This window comes from Dechloromonas agitata is5 (genome assembly GCF_000519045.1).
Lineage (GTDB): Bacteria > Pseudomonadota > Gammaproteobacteria > Burkholderiales > Rhodocyclaceae > Azonexus > Azonexus agitatus.
The window spans coordinates 1,231,365-1,252,461 of sequence record NZ_KI912532.1; the positions used below are offsets into that span (position 1 = coordinate 1,231,365).

Here is a 21,097-nt window from a genome sequence, read left to right on the forward strand (position 1 = left end):
TCCACGGGATAAGATATAAAACCCTAATTATAACGACGTAGTTCGAGTGGGCAAAAAGAACCCCGCTGGTCGCGGGGTATAAGAATCTCGAAAGGGGGAATTTCGAGAGGAGGGGTTCAATGCACGATTACATTCTAGGTAGCAGATGCCTGCCCGTCTGTCGTCCTTTCGTAGCCTTCTGTAACAGAATGTTCCCCCGGCGGCCCCCGGACCTGGGGCGCGCTGGTCAATTGCCTCGTGCTAGGATGAAGCATGCATTCCGAACTGGAAGAACTGTCCGAACAACTGGGGGCGCGCCTGCTGGAGCGCGGTGAATGGCTGGTCACCGCCGAATCGTGCACCGGCGGCTGGGTGGCGCAGATGGTGACGGCGATTGCCGGCAGTTCCGGTTGGTTCGACCGAGGTTTTGTCACCTATTCCAATGCCGCGAAGCGTGACATGCTGGGCGTGCCGGAAACTACGCTGGACCGCCATGGTGCTGTCTCGGAAGCGACGGCACGGGCGATGGCAATCGGGGCGCTCGAGCACAGCCGGGGCGACTGGTCCGTGGCGATTACCGGTATTGCCGGCCCAAGCGGTGGTACGCCGGACAAGCCGGTCGGTACCGTTTGCTTTGCGTGGGCCTGGCGGGCGGGCGGTTGCGAGGCGCAAACCTGCCATTTCCCGGGCGGACGGACTGAGGTTCGGGCGCTATCCGTGCGGCATGCATTGCGCGGGTTGCTGGCGCGGCTGCAGGATGCGAATGGCATTGCTTGATGTTGCTCCGGTATTGCTGGACAATCGTCAAAGTCAATATAGCCCCGTGAAACTGGCGGGTTATCCCCATGCGTTTTGTTGAGCTGACTGCCGAAGCGGTAGAGGGGGCGTTGCGCGACTGGCGACCGGTTGCGTCGCGTTCCGGTCTCGTTGCCCTGTTGCCGGAATCCGGGAAGGATCAAGTCCCTTTGTTGCAGGCAGCGGCTGCCCGGCATGGCATCGCTCTGTTGGGAGCCATTTTCCCGGCCCTGCTGCGGGGCGATTGCTTCGTGACCGACGGTGCCTGGCTGCTCTGCTTCGACACCATGCCGCCTCATTTCCTGCTGCCGGCACTCAACGAGGGCGATGAGCCAGCGGGAGCCCGGTTGCTCGGCACGGTGCGCCAGCAACTGGCCGAATCAACGCCGGAGGCAGGCAGGCCGACGCTGTTCATGATCTTCGACAGCATGGTGCCGAACGTGAGCAGTATCCTGGACGACATCTACCTGGCGCTTGCCAACCGGGTCGAGTACGCCGGGGTGAGTGCCGGCAGCGAAAGCTTCCTGCCCATGCCCTGCCTGTTCGATGCGACGCGGGTGGTCGGGGATGGCGTGCTCGGTCTGCTCCTGCCGCCAGCCATGACCCCGCTGCTGGCGCATGGATTCGTTCAGCCCGAGCACTCGATGGGGGCGACCTCGACGCGGGGCAACCGCATTGCGACGCTGGACTGGCGACCGGCCTTCACGGTCTATCAGGAGATCATCAAGGCACAATTCGGTATCGACCTGACGCCCGAGAATTTCTACCAGTACGGCGTGCATTATCCGTTCGGCCTGCTGCGCGCCAATGGCGACGTGGTGGTGCGCATTCCTGTCGCGCTTGAGGCGGACGGCTCGCTGCACTGCATCGGCGAGATACCGGAGAACGCCCTGCTCGTGCTGCTTCAGGCACCGCCGGCCGGCGGCAATGCGTGCATCGGCCATCTTGCGGAAAATCTGGCCGCCGTGCAGGGGCCGATGGCTGACCGGCCCCTGCTGGCATTCTATTGTGCCGGGCGCCGCCTGCATCTCGGCGAAGCGGCGCGGGATGAACTGCGGCAACTGGCCGAGGCGACCGGCGCTACCCCCCTCGGCGGGGCGCTTTCCCTGGGTGAGATTGGCAATACGGTACGGGGCGGCTACCCGATGTTCCACAATGCGACGCTGGTCTGCGTGCCGTGGAGCCCGCAATGAACCGTGAGCGGATACTCGGCATCCTGTATGACCTGTCGCTGACCATCGGCGGTGCCCTCGATCTTGACAGCCTGCTGACCAGGACGCTGCAGCGCCTGTTGTTCCATACCTCCTTTCCCGTGGCGATCATTCTTGCCGACCGGCAGGAGAATGATTTCGGCGTCTCCGCCACGCTTGAGAAGGTGCTTGGCGACTACCGGCTGATCGAACGCTGCGGTTCGCCCGTCAATTTGCCGGCCGGCCTGCTCGGCAGCACGGTCGCCCTGCTCGACGATGCTGCGTTGTTGCACCCGTTCTCGCAGGAGCATGTCTATCGTTTTGCGCTCCGCCTGCCGATCGACGAAGGGCGGACCATCCTGCTCCTGTCGCCGCTGCCGCCGGTCGGCGACCTGCCGCTGACTCAGGTTTTCCAGCCGGTGCTGGCCAATCTGGCCAAGGCGGTCGTCCTGTGCTGCAACAACGACCGCATGAAGCAGGCACTGACCGCCGACCGCAACGATGCCCGCGCCGAACTGGCGGTTGCCCTGGCCCAGAGCGAGCGTGAGCGGGCCTTCCTGAACAGCCTGTACGACGCGATTCCAGACCTGGTCTGGGTGAAGGACATGAATGGTGTTTACTTGTCGTGCAACCCGATGTTCTGCCGCTTTTTCGGGGCCAGCGAGCACGAGATCGTCGGCCGTACCGACTACGATTTCGTCAGCCGGGAACTGGCCGATGCCTTCCGCGAGAACGATCGACGGGCTGCCGCCGCGCAAGTGCCGAGCAAGAACGAGGAATGGATCACCTTCGCCGAGGACGGTTATCGCGGCCTGTTCGAAACCATCAAGACGCCGATGCACGACGCCGAGGGGCACGCGATCGGCATCCTCGGCATTGCGCGGGAGATCACCGAGCGGCGGCGTGTCGAAGAGGCCTTGCGGAAAAGCGAGGCCGATCTGGACAGTCACCGCCAGTTGTTGCAGCAGATGGTCGATGAGCGAACGCATGACCTGGAGCGGGCGACCGGCCGGCTGGAGCAGACGCAATTTGCCATGGACCGGGTCGGCATCGGCATCCATTGGGTCGGCGAGGACGGCCGTTTCCAGTATGTGAACCGGGCGGCGGCCGAGATGCTGGGCTATACGGTGCCGGAAATGCTGGCCCTGACTGTACCGGATATCGCCCCCCGGTTCCGGGGCGATGACTTCGTCGAGAAAATGGCCGGCATTCGTGAACAAGGGCGGGCCAGTTTCGATACGGAAATCATGCACCGCGACGGTCGCCTGATTCCGGTCAGCCTCAATGTCTTCTACCGGCCGCCCAAGGACAATCAGGCAGCGCGCTACATCACCTTCATCAGCGACATCACCGAACGCAAGCAGGCCGAGCGCCTGCTGCGCGCCGCCAAGGAGGAGGCCGAATCGGCCACCCGCACCAAGAGTGCCTTCCTGGCCAACATGAGCCACGAGATACGGACGCCGATGAACGCCATTCTCGGTTCGGTCTACCTGATGCGCCGCGCACTGCACGATGCCACGCTGAACGAGCCGCTCGACCGCATCGAAAGCTCCGGCCGCCATCTGTTGGCTGTCATCGACGATATCCTCGATCTCTCCAAGATCGAGGCCGGCCGGCTCGATCTGGAGGAGATGCCGCTCGCCCTGCCGCAGTTGCTGGCCGAGGTCGCCGACATGCTGAAGGGCCGGGCCGCCGAGAAGGGCCTGACCGTGCGCGTCGAGGCGGCCGACTTGCCGGGCGGCCTGCTGGGCGACGTGACCCGCCTGCGCCAGGCGCTGCTCAACTACGCCAACAATGCCATCAAGTTCACGGAATGCGGCGGCATCACCTTGCGTGGCAAGGTGTTGGAACGTTCGGTGGAGAGTGTGCTGCTCCGGCTCGAGGTCGAGGATACCGGCATTGGTATCACCCCGGAGGCCCTGGCCCGCTTGTTTTCTCCCTTCGAGCAGGCCGATCCGTCGACCACCCGGAAGTACGGCGGCACCGGCCTTGGCCTGGCCATCACCCGCCAGCTGGCGCGGCTCATGGGCGGTGATGCCGGCGCCACGAGCGTGCCGGGGCAGGGCAGTGTTTTCTGGATTACCGCACACCTGAAGTGCATGCCGGACCAGCGGCAGCCGCCGGATACGCCCCGGATCAAGACCGAAGAGGCGGAGGCTGAACTGCGCCGACGCTATGGTGGCAGCCGCGTCCTGCTGGTCGAAGACGACCTCATCAACCGGGAGGTGGCGCAGATGTTGCTGGAGGATGTCGGCTTGGTGGTCGATGTGGCGGTGGATGGCATCGAGGCGGTGGACAAGGTGGGCAACGGGCACTACACCCTGGTCCTGATGGACATGCAGATGCCGCGCATGGATGGCCTGGAGGCGACACGCTGCATTCGGCAGCTTGGCACGCGCGATGCGTTACCGATCCTGGCGATGACTGCCAATGCCTTCGCTGAGGATCGCGACAACTGTCTGGCGGCCGGCATGAACGATTTCGTCAGCAAGCCGGTCCAGCCGGAACTGCTTTACGCAACGATTCTGCGCTGGCTCGGCAAGGCCGGGCGATAAGCCGCTGCGGCCGGCCTTACTCGGCCGCGTCGTCGACGATGGCCTGCAGCAGCGGTGTCACCAGGCTGGCTGCCGCACCGACCGGCCGGCGATAGGCGAGCCAGGTCTTGCCGTCTTCGCCGGGCAATGTATAAACGGCAATGGCGAAGGGGCACTGCACGATGGTGTGCGGGTCGCTTTCCATGATCTGCCGTGACAGGGCGGCGGAACAGAACTCGACGATTTCCGCCTGGCCGTAGATTTGCCGGGTGGCGCCGATGTCGGCACCGGTGCGTGCCAGCATGTCGCCGATGTGCGAGACGTAGTTGATGACCAAACCCCGGTTCTCGATAGCCAGGGTGAGCGCTTCGCGGGTGTCGGTAAACCCAGCGGCCAGCTGGCGCGTCACGATGTCGCTGTCGGCTTGGGCCGAGTGGGTCAGGAAGGTGAGGCAGAACAGGGGGGCGAGCAGGCGCATGGCGAACCTCTGGGCGGAAGGTGGATGGATACCGGACGTTGCCCGTTATTTCACCACAGAGCCATGCTTCTGCCGGCGATCACTCCGGTAGGGGCTCGAACAGTGCGGCCAGGTCATCGCTGCCAAACTTGACGTCGACCTGGTGGTCCTCGGACAGGATGCCGGCGGCCAATTCCGCCTTGCGTTCCTGCAGGGCGAGGATTTTTTCCTCGATGCTGCCCGAGACGATCAGCTTGTAGACGAACACCGGCTTGTCCTGACCGAGGCGGTGGGCGCGGTCGGTGGCCTGGTTTTCGACGGCCGGGTTCCACCACGGATCGTAGTGGATCACCGTATCGGCCGCCGTCAGGTTGAGACCGACGCCACCGGCCTTCAGACTGATCAGGAAGATCGGCACTTCGCCGTCCTGGAAGCGGCGGATCGGCGTCTCACGGTCGTTGGTGTCGCCGGTCAGCGTGACGTAGGACAGGCCGGCCTTGTCCAGTTCATGTTCGATCAGGGACAGCATGCTGGTGAATTGCGAAAAGAGCAGGACGCGCCGGCCTTCATCGACCAGTTCCGGCAGCATCGCCATCAGCAGATCGAGCTTGGCGCGTTCCGGCACCTTGCGGGCGCTACCGGACTTGACCAGGCGCGGGTCGCAGCAGACCTGACGCAGCTTGAGCAGCGCGTCAAGAATGACGATCTGGCTGCGCGCGAAGCCCATGCGGGCAATTTCGTCGCGCACCTTGGCGTCCATCGCAGCGCGTACTGTCTCGTAGAGGTCGCGCTGGGCGCCTTCGAGCTCGACGCTGCGCACGATGACCGTTTTCGGCGGCAGTTCGGTTGCCACGTCTTCCTTCTTGCGGCGCAGGATGAAGGGCCGGATGCGGCGGGCGAGCAGGCTGCGCCGGGCGACGTCGCCCTGCTTCTCGATCGGCGTCCGCCAGTGGCGGTTGAATTGCTTGCTGGTGCCGAGGAAACCGGGAAGCAGGAAATCGAACTGGCTCCACAGTTCACCGAGGTGGTTTTCGAGCGGGGTACCGGTCAGGCACAGGCGGTGGCGGGCGTCCATCTTGCGCACCGCTTCGGCGCTCTGGCTTTGCGCATTCTTCACCGTCTGCGCTTCGTCGAGGATGAGCAGGTGGTAGCTGTGCTGCATCAGGTCCTCGGCATCGCGCCAGAGCAGCGGGTAGGTGGTCAGCACCACGTCGTGCTCGGCGATCTCGGCAAAACGGCTCTTCCGCTCCGGGCCGTGCAGCGACAGCACCTTGAGGTCGGGGGCGAAGCGGGCCGCCTCGTTCTTCCAGTTGAAGATCAGCGAGGTGGGCAGGATGACCAGGGCTGGCTTGTCGAGGCGGCCGGCCTCCTTTTCGAGCAGCAGGTGGGCGAGCGTCTGGGCGGTCTTGCCGAGGCCCATGTCGTCGGCCAGGATGCCGGAGAGGTCGTTGGCACGGAGGAATTGCAGCCAGGCCAGACCTTCGCGCTGGTAGGGGCGCAAGTCGAGGCGGAAGCCTTGCGGCGGCTCGATGTCGGAAATGCCCTGCGCGGCGAGCAGGCGTTCGGCCAGTGCCATGATGTCGCTCTGGCCGCGGAACTGCCAGCGGCTGACATCGGACAGTTCGGCCAGGCGTGGCGCATCGAAGCGCGACAGGCGCAGCACGTCGCCGCCGGAGAAGCCGTCGAACAGGTCGATCAGCGTGGCGGCGAGTGGTTTCAGGCGGCCAGCCGGGACGCGCAGGCGCTTGCCGCGGGCCGTGTACAGATCGATGCCTTCATCGTCCGGGATGCGCTCCAGTTCGTTGGCTTCCAGCCAGCGCGGGTCGCTGCGGAACAACTCGGCGAGCAGCGGGGCGAGTGGCAGGCGTTCGCCTTCGACCAGGATGCCCATGTCGAGGTTGAACCAGCCGTTGTCCGATTCGTAGAGCTCGGCATCCCAGCTGTCCACCTCGATGACGTGGTGGCGGAAATCCTCCGGGAACTCGATTTGCCAGCCGGCTTCCTTCAGGCGCTGGGCGCCATCCTGCATGAAGGGCACCCACAGGCTCTCGTCGGCCAGGCCGTAGATGCCCTCCGGCGGGCTGCCGAAGGTGTGCAGGGTGTGGCTCGGGATTTTCTGCAGGCCGCTCTCGACCAAAGCGGCCAGCGCCGCTTCTTCCGCCTCGGGGCGCCGTTTGAGGCGCACCGTTTCGCCTTCCGGCAGGGTGATGAACTCGCTGCGCTGATCCGGCCGAATATCGGCATCGCCATAACGAAAGACGACCTTGGCGACATCGAACTCGCCGCCGCCGAAATTCTGCGGGTAGGCTCGCCAGGCCCGGTGGCCGTGGGTGTGCAGGGTTTCCAGCTGGAGGATGGGGATCAGTGGTGCATCGACCAGGCGCAGGCGGGCACCGGCATCGTTGCCGGGCAGGGGCAGGTCGGGGGCCAGTTCGGAGAGGGCCTCGGCGACCAGGGCGGCTTCCTTGGCCGACAGGGGCGGCAGGGAGAACAGGCGATTGACCACGTCCGGGTTGCCGGCAACTTCCAGCGGCCCGGTTTCGCCTTCCGCCAGATCGACGTACCACGGCGGATCGACCGCGATGACCAGTTCGGCCGACGGCTCCGGCTTGAGGTAGGGGTGCTGGAAGCCCATGCCGTCAATGTGCCAGCCGATGCTGGCCGGACGCGTCGCGCCGGCGGCGAGGGGCAGGCCGAGGTCGTCTTCGGGATAAAGCCGGTGGCTGGCGGCCATGCGCTGCAGGATCTCGGCGCCGTGCGCCGGGCCGAGGGCGAAGGCGCGCAGCCGGGTTTCCTGGCCGCGGTCGGCCCAGATCAGGCGCAGGATGCCGAGGTCTTCCTCATTGACGAACTGCGGCGGGGTAACCAGGGCACGGTCGACCTTCCACCATTCCTCGGCGCTTTCCGGGTACTTGCCCTTGCGGATCTCGATGCCGAACTGGCGCTTGTCCGGTGTCCATTTCAGGATGTAGAACAATTGCTGCCGGGCACTGGCCGGCCGGGCCTTTTTCTTGGCCACGGCCAGCGAGGTGCGGCGCAGGTCGTCCACCCAGGACAGGACGCTGTTGCTCACCCGCTCGGTCGGGTTGCGGTCCTGGATGGCGCGCAGCAGCACGGCGATGACGTGCTTGCACTGGCGGCCGACTGGGCAACTGCAGCGGCTGACGACCATCGTCTCGCCGCTCTGCGACTGGCTCAGGTAGGCCTGCACGACATAGGGCTGCGGCGCCGAGCCGGGAACCACGGCGCTCAGCTGGTTGCCGTGAATCTCCAGGTCGCGTACCAGATCGACGTAGGGCTTCGCCTTGTTGATCTCGCGGGTGGCGAACCAGTCGGCGACATCGTCCTCGGTGAAGGTGGCGAGCGTGACGGCCATCGTCGGTCAGGCGAACAGGGCGCCGACGAGCAGGGCGAGCAGCAGGGCGATGATGGCCAGCCAGCGGTTCTGCTGGCGCTGGGCGGCGATCAGGGCGGCGAGTTGCGGCTGCAGATCGGGGCGCGGGGTGGCCAGTGTCTGATGCACCAGGCGCGGTAGCTGCGGAATGGTGCGCGCCAGGTAGGGCGCTTCCTGCTTGAAGGTCTTGAGCAGGCCGCGCCAGCCGATCTGCTCGCTCATCCAGCGTTCGAGGAAGGGCTTGGCGGTCTTCCACAGATCGAGTTCGGGGTCGAGCTGGCGGCCGAGGCCCTCGATGTTGAGCAGGGTCTTCTGCAGCATGACCAGTTGCGGCTGGATTTCGACATTGAAGCGGCGCGAGGTCTGGAACAGGCGGAGCAGCACCTTGCCGAACGAGATGTCCTTCAGCGGCCGGTCGAAGATGGGCTCGCAGACAGCGCGGATGGCGGCTTCGAATTCATCGACGCGGGTATCCTTGGGGGCCCAGCCGGATTCGATATGCGCCTCGGCGACGCGCTTGTAGTCGCGGCGGAAGAAGGCGAGGAAGTTCTGCGCCAGGTAGTTCTTGTCGGAATCGGTCAGTGTGCCGACGATGCCGAAATCGAGTGCAATGTAGCGGCCGTCGGGGGCGACGAAAATGTTGCCGGGGTGCATGTCGGCATGGAAGAAGCCGTCGCGGAAGACCTGGGTGAAGAAGATTTCGACGCCGGCTTCCGAGAGCTTCTTGAGGTCGATGCCTTCGCTGCGCAGACGGTCGATCTGCGAGATCGGCACCCCTTTCATGCGCTCCATGACCATGACCGTGGACGTGCAGAAATCCCAATGCACTTCCGGTACGATGAGGAGCTTCGAATCCGTGAAGTTGCGGCGCAGTTGCGAGGCATTGGCGGCCTCGCGCATCAGGTCGAGTTCGTCGCGCAGGTACTTGGCGAACTCGGCCACCACCTCGCGCGGCTTCAGGCGCTTGCCGTCCGACCACAGTTTTTCGAGCAGTAGGGCCAGGCTGTCCATCAGGGCCAGGTCATGCTCGATCACGTCGTGCATGTTGGGGCGCAGGATCTTGACCGCCACCTCGTGGCCGCCGTCTTCCTCGCGCAGCTTGGCGAAATGGACCTGGGCGATGGAGGCCGAAGCGACCGGAACCGGGTCGAATTCGGCAAATACTTCGTGCGCCGGGCGGCCGTAGGCCCGCTCGATTTCCCGGAGGGCCTGCGCCGAATCGAAGGGGGGGACGCGATCCTGCAGGCGGGCCAGCTCGTCGGCGATATCGGGCGGCATCAGGTCGCGCCGGGTGGACAGCACCTGGCCGAACTTGACGAAGATGGGGCCGAGCGATTCGAGGGCCAGGCGCAGGCGCTCGGCACGTGGCGCCGACAGGTTGCGCCAGAACTGCAGGGCATTGGCCAGACGCACCAGGCGGCCGCTCGGCTCGTGTTCGAGCACCATTTCGTCGAGGCCGAAACGGCTGGCGACGGAGGCGATCTTGAGCAGACGGAAGAGGCGCATGGGGCGGTAAAAGGCCGGCAAAGTCAAACGAGCATCCTAACATGCCGACGTGGCTTGCGGCCCCGCGATTTGGCGTTCGGCATCGATGATGCCTGCCTGCTCCCGCGGTCGATGGGATAAACTGGCCTACTGAAATCCGCTGGTACTCTCCACTATTCCGTCCCGGGGCCGTCGTCGTGTCCGCCAACGAATCAAAAAATCCGACCCATATCGCACGGGAAGCGCTCAAGCGCCTGGCCATCCGGCATTTGCCGCCGACGCCGGCCAATTTCCAGGTCTGCTATAACGAAATCGCCGGCCTGCCGGATATTCCGCCCTTTCCCGACAGGCCGCTCCGCCAGTTGGCCGACGGACTCGTGCCGCGCAACGAGGGGCAGAAGAAGGAGGTCGATGCGTTGCTCCAGGCCATTACGCGGCGCAGCTGGCAGGGCGTTACCGATGCCCTGAACGGTTTCGTCCGGGCCGGCAGCGAGCGGTCGCTTGGCGAAGCCGCCGTGCCGGCTGTGCCGCTGGCCGTGCTGCCGGTCGATTTTGCCGGCAGCCTGGGCCGCGTCATCGACGGCCTGCGGCCTTTTTTCGGCAGCGACAGCCCGCGTGCCGTGGCCTTGGCGGACGAGCTGGTGGCACTGCTCAGACAGCCGGCGGTCGAGGCTTCCCTGGCGCGCGGCGTGCTGGATCAATTGCTCTGCCACGTCCGTTCGGCGGTCGAGGAGCAGCTGGAAATCCGCGAATCGCTACTCAAACTGCTCCACCTGATCATCGAGAACATTGGCCAGTTGAGCATCGACGACCAGTGGTTGAAGGGGCAGATCGACGGCTTGCTGGCCTGCGTGACGCCGCCCCTGACCCTGCGCCATCTCGACGAGATGGAGCGGCGGATGCGCGACGTGCTCGACAAGCAGGGTTGCGCCCGGGCGCGCTCGGTCGAGGCGCAGCAGGAAATGCGCAGCATGCTGACCACCTTCATCGACAGCCTGGCTGCCATGAGCCAGTCGAGCAGCACGTTTGAGGCGTGCATCGAGGAAACCGCCCGGGAACTGGAGCGCGTCACCTCGCCGGAAGAACTCAGGCCCCTGTTGTCCGGCGTCATGGCGGCAACGCACGCCATGGCCGAGGAGTCGGCCCATTCCCGCGAACAGTTGCAGTCGCTGCGCCAGCGGGTCGAGACCACCGAGGCCGAGCTGATCCAGTTGCACAAGGAGCTCGACAACGCCAGCGCGCAGGCGCGCCACGACCCATTGACCGATGCCCTGAACCGCAAGGGGCTCGACGAGGCGCTGCTGCGGGAAATGTCGAGCATGCGACGCAAGGCGGCAGCGCTGACGGTGAGCATGCTCGATATCGACAATTTCAAGCGCCTCAACGACAGCCTGGGCCATGAGGCCGGTGACGGCGCCCTGATTCATCTGGCCAACGTGGCGCGTCGCCACATCCGGCCGAGCGACACGTTGGCCCGCTACGGCGGCGAGGAATTCGTCATCCTGATGCCGGACACCACGCTCGACGAAGGGGTCGAGGTGATCACCCGCCTGCAGCGCGAGCTGACCAAGGCGATCTACCTGTCAGGCAACGAGCGGGTGCTCATCACTTTCAGCGCCGGTGTCGCCCAGGTCGGGCTGGATGAAGGAAGCGGCGATGCGCTGCGGCGGGCCGACCAGGCCATGTACCTGGCCAAGCGGGCGGGCAAGAACCGGGTATTCGGCGGCTGATCCGGCCGGTCGATGGTGACGATCCGGAGTTTCCCGCCCGTGGCGGCGCCCGATGCGCGGCGGCTCATCCTGGGCAGCATGCCGGGCGAGGCGTCGCTCAGCGCCGGCCAGTATTACGCCCATCCGCGCAACGCCTTCTGGCGCATCATGGGCGACCTGCTCGGCGCGGGGCCGGCCCTGCCTTATCCGGCACGCCTGGCGCGCCTGACGGCGGCCGGCATCGCCTTGTGGGACGTGGTGGCCGATTGCGAGCGCCGCGGTAGCCTGGATGCCGCCATCGTCCGGGAGAGCGTGCAGGCCAACAATTTCCGGCATTTCTTCGCCGAGCATCCGGGCATCGAGCAGATTTTCTTCAACGGCACGGCCGCGGAAAACCTCTTTCGCCGGCACGTCCTGCCCAGGCTGGACGGGGTGCCGCGCGAACTACACCGCCTGCCATCGACCAGCCCGGCCCATGCCGCGCGCGGCTATGCCGAAAAGCTGGCGGCCTGGTCGGTGATCGTTGCCAAATAAAGAGGCAACGGCAGCGTATAATCGCCGTTTTGCCTTTTTTAGCCGCGAATCAATGGCCCACGACGTCAAATCCCAGCTGACCACCTTGTTGCAACAGGCCCTGGCCAGCGTTGCTCCGACCGCAACCGAAACCCCCATCCAGCTTGAGCGTCCGCGTGACCCGACGCATGGCGACTGGTCGACCAACCTGGCCATGCAACTGGCCAAGGCGCTGAAGAAAAATCCGCGCGAAATCGCCAATCAGTTGCTGGCCGAGCTGCCGGTTTCGATTTTGGTTGCCAAGGCGGAAGTGGCCGGTGCCGGCTTCATCAATTTCACCCTTGATGCTCGGGCCAAGATCAATGTCGTACGCGCCGTGCTGACCGAAGGCGCGGCTTTCGGCCGCTCGACGGCCGGCGGCCAGCAGAAGGTGCAGGTCGAGTTCGTCTCGGCCAACCCGACCGGCCCGCTGCACGTCGGCCATGGCCGCGGCGCGGCCTACGGCGCTTCGCTGTCCAGCTTGCTCTCCTTCGCCGGCTGGGACGTGACCCGCGAGTATTACGTCAATGACGCTGGACGGCAGATGGACATCCTCGGCCTGTCGACCTGGCTGCGCTATCTCGACCAGCATGGTCAGACCGTGCAATTCCCGCCCAACGCCTACCAGGGTGACTACGTGCGCGAAATGGCCAAGCAGATGACGGTCGCCCATGGCGCCAAGTTCGTCCGTGCCGCCGCCGACGTAGTTGCCGGCACGCCGGGCTTGCCGGAAGCCGGCCGCGCCGACGACGAAGCCAAACAGCAACGCGAACTGCATCTCGACGCGCTGATCGCCAAGGCCAAGGAACTGCTCGGCGGCGACTGGCACTACGTGCATCAGCATGCGCTCAACGAACAGCTCGAGGACTGCCGCGACGACCTCAAGGAATTCGGCGTCGAATTCGAGGTCTGGTATTCCGAAAAGTCGCTCTACGACACCGGGCTGGTCGCCCGCTGCGTCGCCCTGCTCGAGGAGAAGGGCCACATCTACCTGCAGAACGGCGCCAAGTGGTTCAAATCCACCGCCTTCGGCGACGAGAAGGACCGCGTCGTCCAGCGCGAGAACGGCCTCTACACCTACTTCGCGTCCGACATCGCCTACCACCTGAACAAGTTCGAGCGCGGTTTCGACAAGGTCATCAACATCTGGGGCGCCGACCACCACGGCTACATCCCGCGCGTTACGGGGGCGATCAAGGCACTCGACCTCGACAGCGACAAGCTGCACGTCGCCCTGGTCCAGTTCGCCGTACTCTACCGCAACGGCCAGAAGGCCTCGATGTCCACCCGCTCCGGCGAATTCGTCACGCTGCGCGAACTGCGCCGTGAGGTCGGCAACGACGCCTGCCGTTTCTTCTATGCGCTGCGCAAGTCCGACCAGCACCTCGATTTCGACCTTGATCTGGCAAAGAGCCAGACCAACGAGAACCCGGTCTATTACATCCAGTACGCCCATGCCCGCGTCTGCTCGGTGATCAACCAGTGGGCCGGCGACCTGTCGGCGCTGGCCGAGGCCGATCTGGCCCTGCTCAGCAATCCGCGCGAGCTGGCCATCGCCAACCAGTTGGCCCAGTTCCGTGAAGTGATCGAAACGGCGGCCCGCGACCTGGCGCCGCACATGATCGCCTTCTACCTGAAGGACCTGGCCGGCGAGTTCCACGGCTGGTACAACGCCGAACGCATGCTGGTCGACGATGCCGCGCTGCGCGATGCTCGCGTCGCTCTGGCCGCCGCGGTGCGCCAGACCATCCGCAACGGCATGGCCATCCTCGGCGTCAGCTGCCCGGAATCGATGTAAGGAAACCCCATGAGTCGCGACATGAAACCCCGCAAGAGCCAGCCGGCGAAGAAGAAATCCGGTGGTGGCACGCTGATCGGCATGTTCATCGGCCTCGTCCTCGGCGTCGGCCTGGCGGCCGGGGTGGTCTGGTATCTCAACAAGTCACCGCTGCCTTTCGTGGACAAGGCGCCGCCGCGCACCGAAACGAATGGCAAGAACGGCCAGCCGACTGCCCAGCCCGGCCAGCCGCTGGCCCTGCCGGGCAAGCCGGGTGACCCGGTGCCGGAGAAGCGTTTCCAGTTCTACGACATCCTGCCGGGCAAGGCTGACGCGGTGCCGGACAAGGCGCCGAAACCCGACGAAAAGCCGGCCGAGGCGAAGAAGGAAGACAAAAAGGAAGAGAAGAAGGAAGAGGTCAAGGAATCGAAGACGCCGCTCTTCCTGCAGGCGGGTTCCTTCAGCACGGCGCAGGATGCTGACAACCAAAAGGCCAAACTGGCGTTTATGGGGGTGGAGGCGGTCGTCCAGCAGGTGATGATCCAGGACAAGACCTTCTACCGCGTTCGTGTCGGTCCCTACACGAAGATCGATGAATTGAACAAAGTGCGTGCCGAGCTTGCCAAATCCGGCATCGAAGCCCAGCTTGCCAAATAGGAGTCGTGAATGAAGTTTGATCGCCGCAGTTTCGTTGCCGCCGCTTTCGCTCTGGGGGCGGCTTTTGCCATGCCCGCCTTCGCGCAGAACGCCCCCTACACACCGATCAGCCCGGCCCAGCCGACCGAGGATGCCAGCAAGATCGAAGTGCTCGAGTTCTTCAGCTACGGCTGCCCGCACTGTGCCGACTTCAATCCGTTGCTGCACGCTTGGGCCGCCAAGCTGCCGGGCGATGTCGTGATCAAGAAGGTTCCGATCACCTTCGGCCGCGCCGCCTGGGCCAATATCGCGAAGCTGTACTACACGCTGGAAATCACCGGCGATCTGCAGCGCCTGGAAAGTGACGTTTTCAAGGCCATCCATGTCGAGCGCCAAAACCTGTTCGAGGAAAAGGCGCTCACCGAGTGGGTCGTCAAGAAAGGCGTCGATGCCAAGAAATTCAGCGAGACCTTCAGTTCCTTCGGCGTGATGAGCAAGGTCAAGCGCGGCGACCAGATGGCGCAGGCCTACAAGATCCAGGGCGTGCCGGCCCTGGCGGTCGAGGGCAAGTTCCTGGTCGGTGGCAAGGATTTCAACGACACCCTGGCCATCGCCGACAGCCTGATCGCCAAGGCGCGCAGCGAGAAGGCGGGCAAGGGTTCGGCCAAGAAGTAATTACCCTTGAAGGTCTTCATCACGGGCGCCTCGTCGGGTATCGGCGAGGCGCTTGCCGTTTACTACGCCGCACAGGGTGCGACGCTGGGCCTCGTGGCGCGGCGGGCCGATTTCCTGCATGGCCTCAATGCCCGCTTGGGCGGTGGCCATGCCTGCTACCCGCTCGACGTGACCGATGCGTCGGCCCTGCATGATGCGGCGACCGACTTCATGCAGCGTTTCGGTGCGCCGCACATCGTCATCGCCAACGCCGGCGTGTCGGCTGGCACACTGACCGAATGCGAGGAGGACCTTGCCGTTTTCAAGCGGGTGATGGATACCAACGTTTACGGCATGGCGGCCACGTTCGCCCCGTTCATCCCGGCGATGCGGGCGGCTGGCGGCGGGCGCCGGCTGGTCGGCATCGCTTCGGTTGCCGGCATTCGCGGCCTGCCCGGGGCCGAGGCTTATTCCGCCTCCAAGGCAGCCGCCATCGCCTACCTCGAAAGCCTGCGCCTGGAAATGCGGCCTTACGGTATGCCGGTGGTCACCATCGCACCGGGCTATATCGAGACGCCGATGACGGCGATCAATCCGTACAAGATGCCTTTCCTGCTGCCGGTCGACAAAGCTGCCACGCGCTTTGCCAAGGCCATCGAGCGTGGCACTTCCTACACCGTCATTCCCTGGCCGATGGGCGTCGTCGCCAAGGTCCTGCGCCTGCTGCCCAACTGGCTGTACGACCGCCTGTTCACCGGCGCGCCGAGGAAGCCGCGCGGCTTGCTAAAATAGCCGCATGCTTACCCTCAAGATCAATGGCGAAAGCCGCCAGTTTTCCGCCCCGCTGACCGTTGCCGGCCTGATCGAACAACTCGGCTACGCCGGTAAGCGCATAGCCGTCGAACGCAATGGTGAAATCGTGCCGAAAAGCCAGCACGCCAACACTGAACTGGCGAGCGGCGACCAGCTTGAAATCGTCGTCGCCGTTGGGGGGGGCTAGTTGTTCGTTGCGGGGCGCGGGTTGGGGGCAAAGGCCAGGCAACCCGCGGCGGATTGCTAATGACTGGTAACTGACAACCCATGACTGGATCACACATGCATCAACTGACCTTAGCCGGAAAAACCTACCGTTCCCGTTTGCTGGTCGGCACCGGCAAGTACAAGGATTTCGCCGAAACGCGCGCCGCCATCGACGCCTCGGGGGCCGAGATCGTCACCGTCGCGGTGCGTCGCGTGAACATTGGCCAGGATGCCAGCCAGCCCAGCCTGCTCGACGCCATCCCGCCGTCGCAGTTCACCATCCTGCCCAATACCGCCGGCTGCTATACCGCCGACGATGCCGTGCGTACCCTGCGCCTGGCGCGCGAACTGCTCGACGGTCACCCGTTGTGCAAGCTGGAAGTGCTGGGCGACCCGACCAACCTGTTCCCCAACATGCCGGAAACCCTGAAGGCGGCGGAGACCTTGGTCAAGGACGGTTTCCAGGTCATGGTCTACTGCGCCGATGACCCCATCCAGTGCAAGATGCTGGAAGACATCGGCTGCGTCGCCGTCATGCCGCTCGCTTCACTGATCGGTTCCGGCATGGGCATCGTCAATCCGTGGAACCTGCGCCTGATCATCGACAATGCCCAGGTGCCGATCATCGTCGATGCCGGTGTTGGTACGGCGTCGGACGCGACGATCGCGATGGAACTCGGCTGCGACGGCGTGCTGATGAACACCGCCATCGCCCACGCCAAGGATCCGGTACTGATGGCTTCGGCCATGAAGAAGGGCATCGAAGCCGGCCGCGAAGCCTTCCTGGCTGGCCGCATGGCCCGCAAATACTACTCGGCCGACCCCTCGTCGCCGACCACCGGATTGATCGGCTCATGAGCAAAGCCCCGCTGATTCACAGCGACGCCGAACGTGAGGATGGCGTCTATACCGAGGGTCGTGAAGGCCACGGTCACATCAAGAGCTTCGTGCGCCGTGCCGGTCGCATGTCGGACGCCCAGCACCGCTATTTTGACGAGATGATGCCGAAGATCGGCATCGCCTATCAGCCGTCGCCCATCGACCTGAATGCCGTGTTCGGCCGCGACAATCCGAAAATTCTCGAAATTGGCTGCGGCATGGGCGAGACGACGGCGCGTATCGCCGAGGCCAATCCGCAGAACGACTACTTCGGGCTGGAAGTGCACGTGCCCGGCGTCGGCGCGCTGTGCAAGCTGATCGCCGAGAAGAACCTGTCCAACCTGCGGATCGGCAACCACGACGCGGTCGAGGTGGTACGCGACATGCTGCCGGAGGGCGCGTTGTCCGGCATCCACGTCTTCTTCCCCGATCCATGGCACAAGACGCGCCACAAGAAGCGCCGCTTGATTCAGCCGCCCTTCGTCGCGCTACTTGCCTCGCGCCTGAAACCGGGGGGGTATTTCCACTGCGCGACCGACTGGGAAAACTACGCGCTGCAGATGCTGGATGTGCTGGGCCGTGAGCCCAGCCTGCAGAACAGCGTCCCCGGGCCGACGCCGGAGGCCCTCGCTGCGGCGCTGGAGACTGACAGTGCGGCCGGCCTGGCCGGCTTCGCGCCGCGCCCCGACTACCGGCCGCTGACCAAGTTCGAGAACCGCGGCCTGCGTCTTGGCCACGGCGTCTGGGATATCGTCTTCACGAAACGGTGAGGCGGAACTCGCCGCGCCGGATGGCTGCGGTGAGGGCTTCGGCCGGCATCGGCTTGGCAAACAGGTAGCCCTGGAAGGCGTGGCAGCCCGAGTCGCGCAGGAATTGCGCCTGCGCCTCGGTTTCCACGCCTTCGGCCAGAACTTCCATCGACAACTGGTGGCCGAGTGTGATGATGGTGTTGGCGATGGCCCGGTCGCTGGCGTTGTTGGGCAGGTCGCGGACGAAGCTGCGGTCGATCTTCAGGCGGTTGAGTGGGAAGGTCTTCAGGTAGGAGAGCGACGAGTAGCCGGTGCCGAAATCGTCGAGTGCCGTCTTGATGCTGGCGAAATGCAGGCCGCGGATCAGGTCGGCGGCGGCCGCCGGGTCGGCGATAAGCAGCCCCTCGGTGATTTCCAGTTCGAGCAGGCGGGGTGGCAGGCCGGTTTCCTCCAGGATCTGCCAGACCGAGGCGAGCAGGTCGTTGCGGCCGAACTGGCGGGCCGACAGGTTCACCGCCACCGGCAATTCGGCAGCGAACTCTGTGTGCCATGCCTTGGCCTGACGGCAGGCCTGGCGCATCACCCATTCCCCGATCGGAACGATGAGTCCGGTTTCCTCGGCGATCGGGATGAACTGTACCGGCGAGATATTGCCCAGCTCCGGATTCTGCCAGCGCAGCAGGACTTCCACGCCGATCAGGCGCCCATCGGCGGCGGCGATTTGCGGCTGATAAACCAGCGAAAATTCATTCGCCGCCAGCGCCTGGCGCAGCATGCGCTCGATGCGGAACAACTGGGCGCCGAGTTCGTTCATTTCCCGGGCGTAGAACTTGTACGAGGCCCGGCCTTCGGCCTTGGCGCTGTAGAGGGCCGATTCGGCCGCCATCATCAGCGTCTTGGCGCTGTCACCGTCCTCGGGGAAGATCGCGGCGCCCATGCTCGCCGTCAGGTGGGTTGAACTGCCGCCGAGTTCGAATGGGCGCGCCATGACGCCCATCAGCTTTTCGCAGATGATCCCGATGTCCTGCGGGGCGGCGATTTCGGTGAGCAGGATGGAGAAGCGGTTGCCGCTGGCCCGGGCGACGATGTCGTGGCGGCGCAGCGCGTTCTTGATGCGGTCGGCCAACTCGATCAGGACCTGGTCGCCCACGGCATGGCCCAGCGTGTCGTTGAGCAGCTTGAAGCGGTCGATGTCGAATTCGACGATGCCAATGTGGCTGCCGCTGCGCTGGGCGTTGGCCACCGTCTGGCTGACGGCCGACAGCCAGGCTTCCCGGTTGGGCAGGCCGGTCAGGCCGTCGAAGGTGCGCAGTTCGTCGATCAGGCGGGCGACGCGCTGCTGCTGGCTGAGATCGAAGAGCATGCCGGTGTAATTGACTACCTCGCCATGCTGGTCACGCACGGCGGCGATGGAGAGCAGGCCGGGGAAAATTTCACCGTTCTTGCGCCGGTTCCAGATATCGCCCTGCCAGGCGCCTTCGCTGGTCAGGCGCTGCCAGAGGGTTTCGTAGAACGTGCTGTCGTGACGGCCCGAGCGCAGGAGGCGCGGCGTCTGGCCAAGTGCCTCGGCCCGGCTGAAACCGGTGATTCTCTCGAAGGCCGGATTGACGTCGATGATGTGCGAGCGGGTGTCGGTCACCATGATCGCCTCGACGCTGTTCGCGATCACCGACTCGGCCAGGTTCAGGTGCCAGTCGGCCACCTGCCGGCTGCGCCGCATCTGGAGTGCCAGCAGCAGGGCCAGCGTGAAGGCGAGCAGAGCCAGGCAGAAGGTCAGGAAAAAGGATTCCCGCGCCACTTCCTCCTGCTGCCGGGCGCTGTCGAGAATCTTCCGGCTCAGCGCGTCCTCGAGGGCCTTCATCGCGTCGATGCGGCTGCTTGACAGGGCGAACCAGCGCTCGACCGGGGGTAGGCTGGTGCTGTCCACCAGGCCGTCACTCGTCGCCCGCAGACCCCGGGCCTGCACCTGCTGACGGATGCGGGTGAGCGGCTGGCTGTCCGGCGCATGCTCGATCTCATCCAGGGCGTGCACCGAGGTGGGGTCGGCCAGTTGGCGGAAGGAGGCCAGGTGGGCGGCTTCGACAGCGCGAATGCTCTGCCAGAGGGCAATGCGTCCGGCACTGAAATTGCCGTCGGCCAGCATGCTGGCGATCAGGGCACGTTCCAGGCCGCTCCTTTCCTTGCTTTGGACGAAGAGCATGAAGGCGATCTGCTGCCGCATCAGGCCGGAGTCCGTCGTGCTGCCGAAGCTTGCCAGTTGCAGGTCGAACAGTTGTTCGATCAGCTGCGTGTAGCTGTCGACGACATACTCCCGTGAGAACTGCATCGCCTGGATCTGTCCACGCAGTATCGGCAGACCGGCCAGCGACTGGCTGATCCGCTCGAAATGCCGTTCGGCCAGGGGCAATTGGTCGAGCTGCGGCGCGAGCGCTGCCCACGCACTGTCGGTGCGGGCGCGCTGGTCGGCCAGGGCATGGCTGAAACTCTTGCCACCCGAAGCGATGTAGCCGCTCGACATGCCCCGTTCGCGTTGCAGTTCATGCACCAGCCGGCTGATATCCTCGCTGGCCGTCGCCCAGAGCCGGAAATTCCGGGCACTCTCCAGCGTTCCGTTGCGCTCGCTCACATTGCGCAAGGCGAGTACCGTCAGGGCGACGAGGAACGCCATCAAGGCCCAGGCGACATGGCGCCGGAAGCGCAGGAGGGCATCCTTGTCGGGGTTCTGGAGAGTTGACATGCGCTTTGGGACAAATGGGATTTCTCCAAGTTAACGCAATTTCGATATTGCAGCTATGATTTATGTCTGAATCGAAGGGGGATGCATGCGTATTACCTGGGGACCGGACCTGCTGTTGGGGCACCGTGTCATCGATGGTCAGCATGAGGAGCTGATCAACCTGCTCAATGAGCTGGATGGTGCTGTGGCCGGAGATGGCCCGCTCCTGGCCGATGTGTTGCGCCGGCTCGACGCCTATGTCCTGTTCCACTTCAGCACCGAAGAAAGCCTGATGCGCAGTCTGCACCAACCCGAATGGCTCGCCGCGCACCGCGACGAACATCGCCATTTCATCGCGCAGATGGCGGCTGTCCGCGAACAGGCCCGGAGCTGCCCGGCCGAGACCGTCGCCCGCCTGGCCGAGTATCTGACCCAGTGGCTGCGCGAACATATCCTGGTCAGCGACCGCCGTCTGGTCCTGGCACTGAACCAGCACGCAGCTGCTGATCGGCTCGCGTCGACGCGCTAAACTACACCCCCTTTCGGCGCCGGGTACGGCGCCCCGCTCGCA

At 64.8% G+C, this 21,097-nt stretch carries 17 protein-coding genes; 13 read left to right on the plus strand and 4 right to left on the minus strand.

Annotated features, from left to right (window positions below; genetic code table 11):
* Positions 1 to 252: 252 nt before the first annotated feature.
* The 3 genes from K420_RS0106100 (at position 253) to K420_RS18250 (ending at position 4,519) form a co-directional block, all read left to right on the plus strand.
* Positions 253 to 756 carry a CinA family protein gene (locus K420_RS0106100; RefSeq protein WP_027457300.1) on the plus strand — a complete coding sequence of 168 codons (504 nt, stop codon included), beginning with the start codon at positions 253 to 255 and terminating at the stop codon, positions 754 to 756.
* A 68-nt stretch (positions 757 to 824) separates the two neighbouring features.
* On the plus strand, positions 825 to 1,967 hold the full coding sequence (locus tag K420_RS0106105; protein ID WP_027457301.1) for an FIST signal transduction protein: 1,143 nt from the start codon (positions 825 to 827) through the stop codon (positions 1,965 to 1,967).
* Positions 1,964 to 4,519 (plus strand): PAS domain S-box protein, encoded by a 2,556-nt coding sequence (locus K420_RS18250; RefSeq protein WP_051452974.1) that lies wholly within the window; start codon positions 1,964 to 1,966, stop codon positions 4,517 to 4,519. Before K420_RS0106105 ends, K420_RS18250 begins: the two co-directional genes overlap by 4 nt.
* A 16-nt stretch (positions 4,520 to 4,535) precedes the next feature.
* On the opposite strand, the gene K420_RS18255 is transcribed toward K420_RS18250, so the two are convergent.
* The 3 genes from K420_RS18255 to ubiB all read right to left on the minus strand — a co-directional run bounded on the left by K420_RS18255 (position 4,536) and on the right by ubiB (position 9,855).
* On the minus strand, positions 4,536 to 4,976 hold the full coding sequence (locus K420_RS18255) for a DUF302 domain-containing protein (RefSeq protein WP_035854565.1): 441 nt from the start codon (positions 4,974 to 4,976) through the stop codon (positions 4,536 to 4,538).
* A 79-nt stretch (positions 4,977 to 5,055) separates the two neighbouring features.
* On the minus strand, positions 5,056 to 8,331 hold the full coding sequence (locus K420_RS0106120; protein WP_027457302.1) for a DEAD/DEAH box helicase: 3,276 nt from the start codon (positions 8,329 to 8,331) through the stop codon (positions 5,056 to 5,058).
* 6 nt (positions 8,332 to 8,337) lie between these two features.
* On the minus strand, positions 8,338 to 9,855 hold the full coding sequence (gene ubiB, locus K420_RS0106125) for a ubiquinone biosynthesis regulatory protein kinase UbiB (RefSeq protein ID WP_027457303.1): 1,518 nt from the start codon (positions 9,853 to 9,855) through the stop codon (positions 8,338 to 8,340).
* Between the two features lie 176 nt (positions 9,856 to 10,031).
* On the opposite strand from ubiB, the gene K420_RS0106130 reads away from it, so the two are divergent.
* From K420_RS0106130 to trmB, 9 genes are all read left to right on the plus strand, one after another.
* The gene (locus K420_RS0106130; protein ID WP_027457304.1) at positions 10,032 to 11,564 is read left to right on the plus strand and encodes a GGDEF domain-containing protein; all 1,533 of its coding nucleotides are present in this window, start codon (positions 10,032 to 10,034) and stop codon (positions 11,562 to 11,564) included.
* Positions 11,565 to 11,576: 12 nt separating this feature from the next.
* Positions 11,577 to 12,077, plus strand: coding sequence for a DNA-deoxyinosine glycosylase (locus K420_RS0106135; RefSeq protein ID WP_027457305.1), 501 nt, complete (start codon positions 11,577 to 11,579; stop codon positions 12,075 to 12,077).
* A gap of 52 nt (positions 12,078 to 12,129) precedes the next feature.
* Positions 12,130 to 13,893 carry an arginine--tRNA ligase gene (gene argS, locus K420_RS0106140; protein WP_027457306.1) on the plus strand — a complete coding sequence of 588 codons (1,764 nt, stop codon included), beginning with the start codon at positions 12,130 to 12,132 and terminating at the stop codon, positions 13,891 to 13,893.
* Between the two features lie 21 nt (positions 13,894 to 13,914).
* A complete protein-coding gene (locus K420_RS0106145) occupies positions 13,915 to 14,529 on the plus strand; it encodes an SPOR domain-containing protein (RefSeq protein WP_232422738.1) in 615 nt (204 codons plus the stop codon).
* Between the two features lie 9 nt (positions 14,530 to 14,538).
* Positions 14,539 to 15,183 carry a thiol:disulfide interchange protein DsbA/DsbL gene (locus K420_RS0106150; protein ID WP_027457308.1) on the plus strand — a complete coding sequence of 215 codons (645 nt, stop codon included), beginning with the start codon at positions 14,539 to 14,541 and terminating at the stop codon, positions 15,181 to 15,183.
* A gap of 6 nt (positions 15,184 to 15,189) precedes the next feature.
* Entirely contained in the window at positions 15,190 to 15,954 is a 765-nt protein-coding gene (locus tag K420_RS0106155) for an SDR family oxidoreductase (RefSeq protein WP_027457309.1), read from the plus strand.
* Between the two features lie 4 nt (positions 15,955 to 15,958).
* Positions 15,959 to 16,162, plus strand: a complete 204-nt coding sequence (thiS, locus tag K420_RS0106160; protein ID WP_027457310.1) for a sulfur carrier protein ThiS — start codon at positions 15,959 to 15,961, stop codon at positions 16,160 to 16,162.
* 95 nt (positions 16,163 to 16,257) lie between these two features.
* Positions 16,258 to 17,040 (plus strand): thiazole synthase, encoded by a 783-nt coding sequence (locus K420_RS0106165; protein ID WP_027457311.1) that lies wholly within the window; start codon positions 16,258 to 16,260, stop codon positions 17,038 to 17,040.
* Positions 17,037 to 17,831 carry a tRNA (guanosine(46)-N7)-methyltransferase TrmB gene (trmB, locus tag K420_RS0106170; RefSeq protein ID WP_027457312.1) on the plus strand — a complete coding sequence of 265 codons (795 nt, stop codon included), beginning with the start codon at positions 17,037 to 17,039 and terminating at the stop codon, positions 17,829 to 17,831. The genes K420_RS0106165 and trmB overlap by 4 nt, the downstream gene beginning before the upstream one ends.
* Here trmB and K420_RS19630 read toward each other — a convergent pair.
* Positions 17,818 to 20,547, minus strand: a complete 2,730-nt coding sequence (locus K420_RS19630) for an EAL domain-containing protein (RefSeq protein ID WP_051452975.1) — start codon at positions 20,545 to 20,547, stop codon at positions 17,818 to 17,820. The genes trmB and K420_RS19630 overlap by 14 nt on opposite strands.
* Positions 20,548 to 20,632: 85 nt before the next feature.
* On the opposite strand from K420_RS19630, the gene K420_RS19635 reads away from it, so the two are divergent.
* Entirely contained in the window at positions 20,633 to 21,055 is a 423-nt protein-coding gene (locus tag K420_RS19635) for a bacteriohemerythrin (RefSeq protein WP_051452976.1), read from the plus strand.
* Positions 21,056 to 21,097: the final 42 nt, after the last annotated feature.

Coding starts and splice junctions, on each gene's coding strand:
- K420_RS18250 (WP_051452974.1), top strand. CDS start 1,964: ATGAACCGTGAGCGGATACTCGGCATCCTGTATGACCTGTCGCTGACC.
- K420_RS0106120 (WP_027457302.1), bottom strand. CDS start 8,331: ATGGCCGTCACGCTCGCCACCTTCACCGAGGACGATGTCGCCGACTGG.
- K420_RS18255 (WP_035854565.1), bottom strand. CDS start 4,976: ATGCGCCTGCTCGCCCCCCTGTTCTGCCTCACCTTCCTGACCCACTCG.
- ubiB (WP_027457303.1), bottom strand. CDS start 9,855: ATGCGCCTCTTCCGTCTGCTCAAGATCGCCTCCGTCGCCAGCCGTTTC.
- K420_RS0106150 (WP_027457308.1), top strand. CDS start 14,539: ATGAAGTTTGATCGCCGCAGTTTCGTTGCCGCCGCTTTCGCTCTGGGG.
- K420_RS0106105 (WP_027457301.1), top strand. CDS start 825: ATGCGTTTTGTTGAGCTGACTGCCGAAGCGGTAGAGGGGGCGTTGCGC.
- K420_RS0106145 (WP_232422738.1), top strand. CDS start 13,915: ATGAAACCCCGCAAGAGCCAGCCGGCGAAGAAGAAATCCGGTGGTGGC.
- K420_RS19635 (WP_051452976.1), top strand. CDS start 20,633: ATGCGTATTACCTGGGGACCGGACCTGCTGTTGGGGCACCGTGTCATC.
- argS (WP_027457306.1), top strand. CDS start 12,130: ATGGCCCACGACGTCAAATCCCAGCTGACCACCTTGTTGCAACAGGCC.
- trmB (WP_027457312.1), top strand. CDS start 17,037: ATGAGCAAAGCCCCGCTGATTCACAGCGACGCCGAACGTGAGGATGGC.
- thiS (WP_027457310.1), top strand. CDS start 15,959: ATGCTTACCCTCAAGATCAATGGCGAAAGCCGCCAGTTTTCCGCCCCG.
- K420_RS0106100 (WP_027457300.1), top strand. CDS start 253: ATGCATTCCGAACTGGAAGAACTGTCCGAACAACTGGGGGCGCGCCTG.
- K420_RS0106165 (WP_027457311.1), top strand. CDS start 16,258: ATGCATCAACTGACCTTAGCCGGAAAAACCTACCGTTCCCGTTTGCTG.
- K420_RS0106135 (WP_027457305.1), top strand. CDS start 11,577: ATGGTGACGATCCGGAGTTTCCCGCCCGTGGCGGCGCCCGATGCGCGG.
- K420_RS19630 (WP_051452975.1), bottom strand. CDS start 20,547: ATGTCAACTCTCCAGAACCCCGACAAGGATGCCCTCCTGCGCTTCCGG.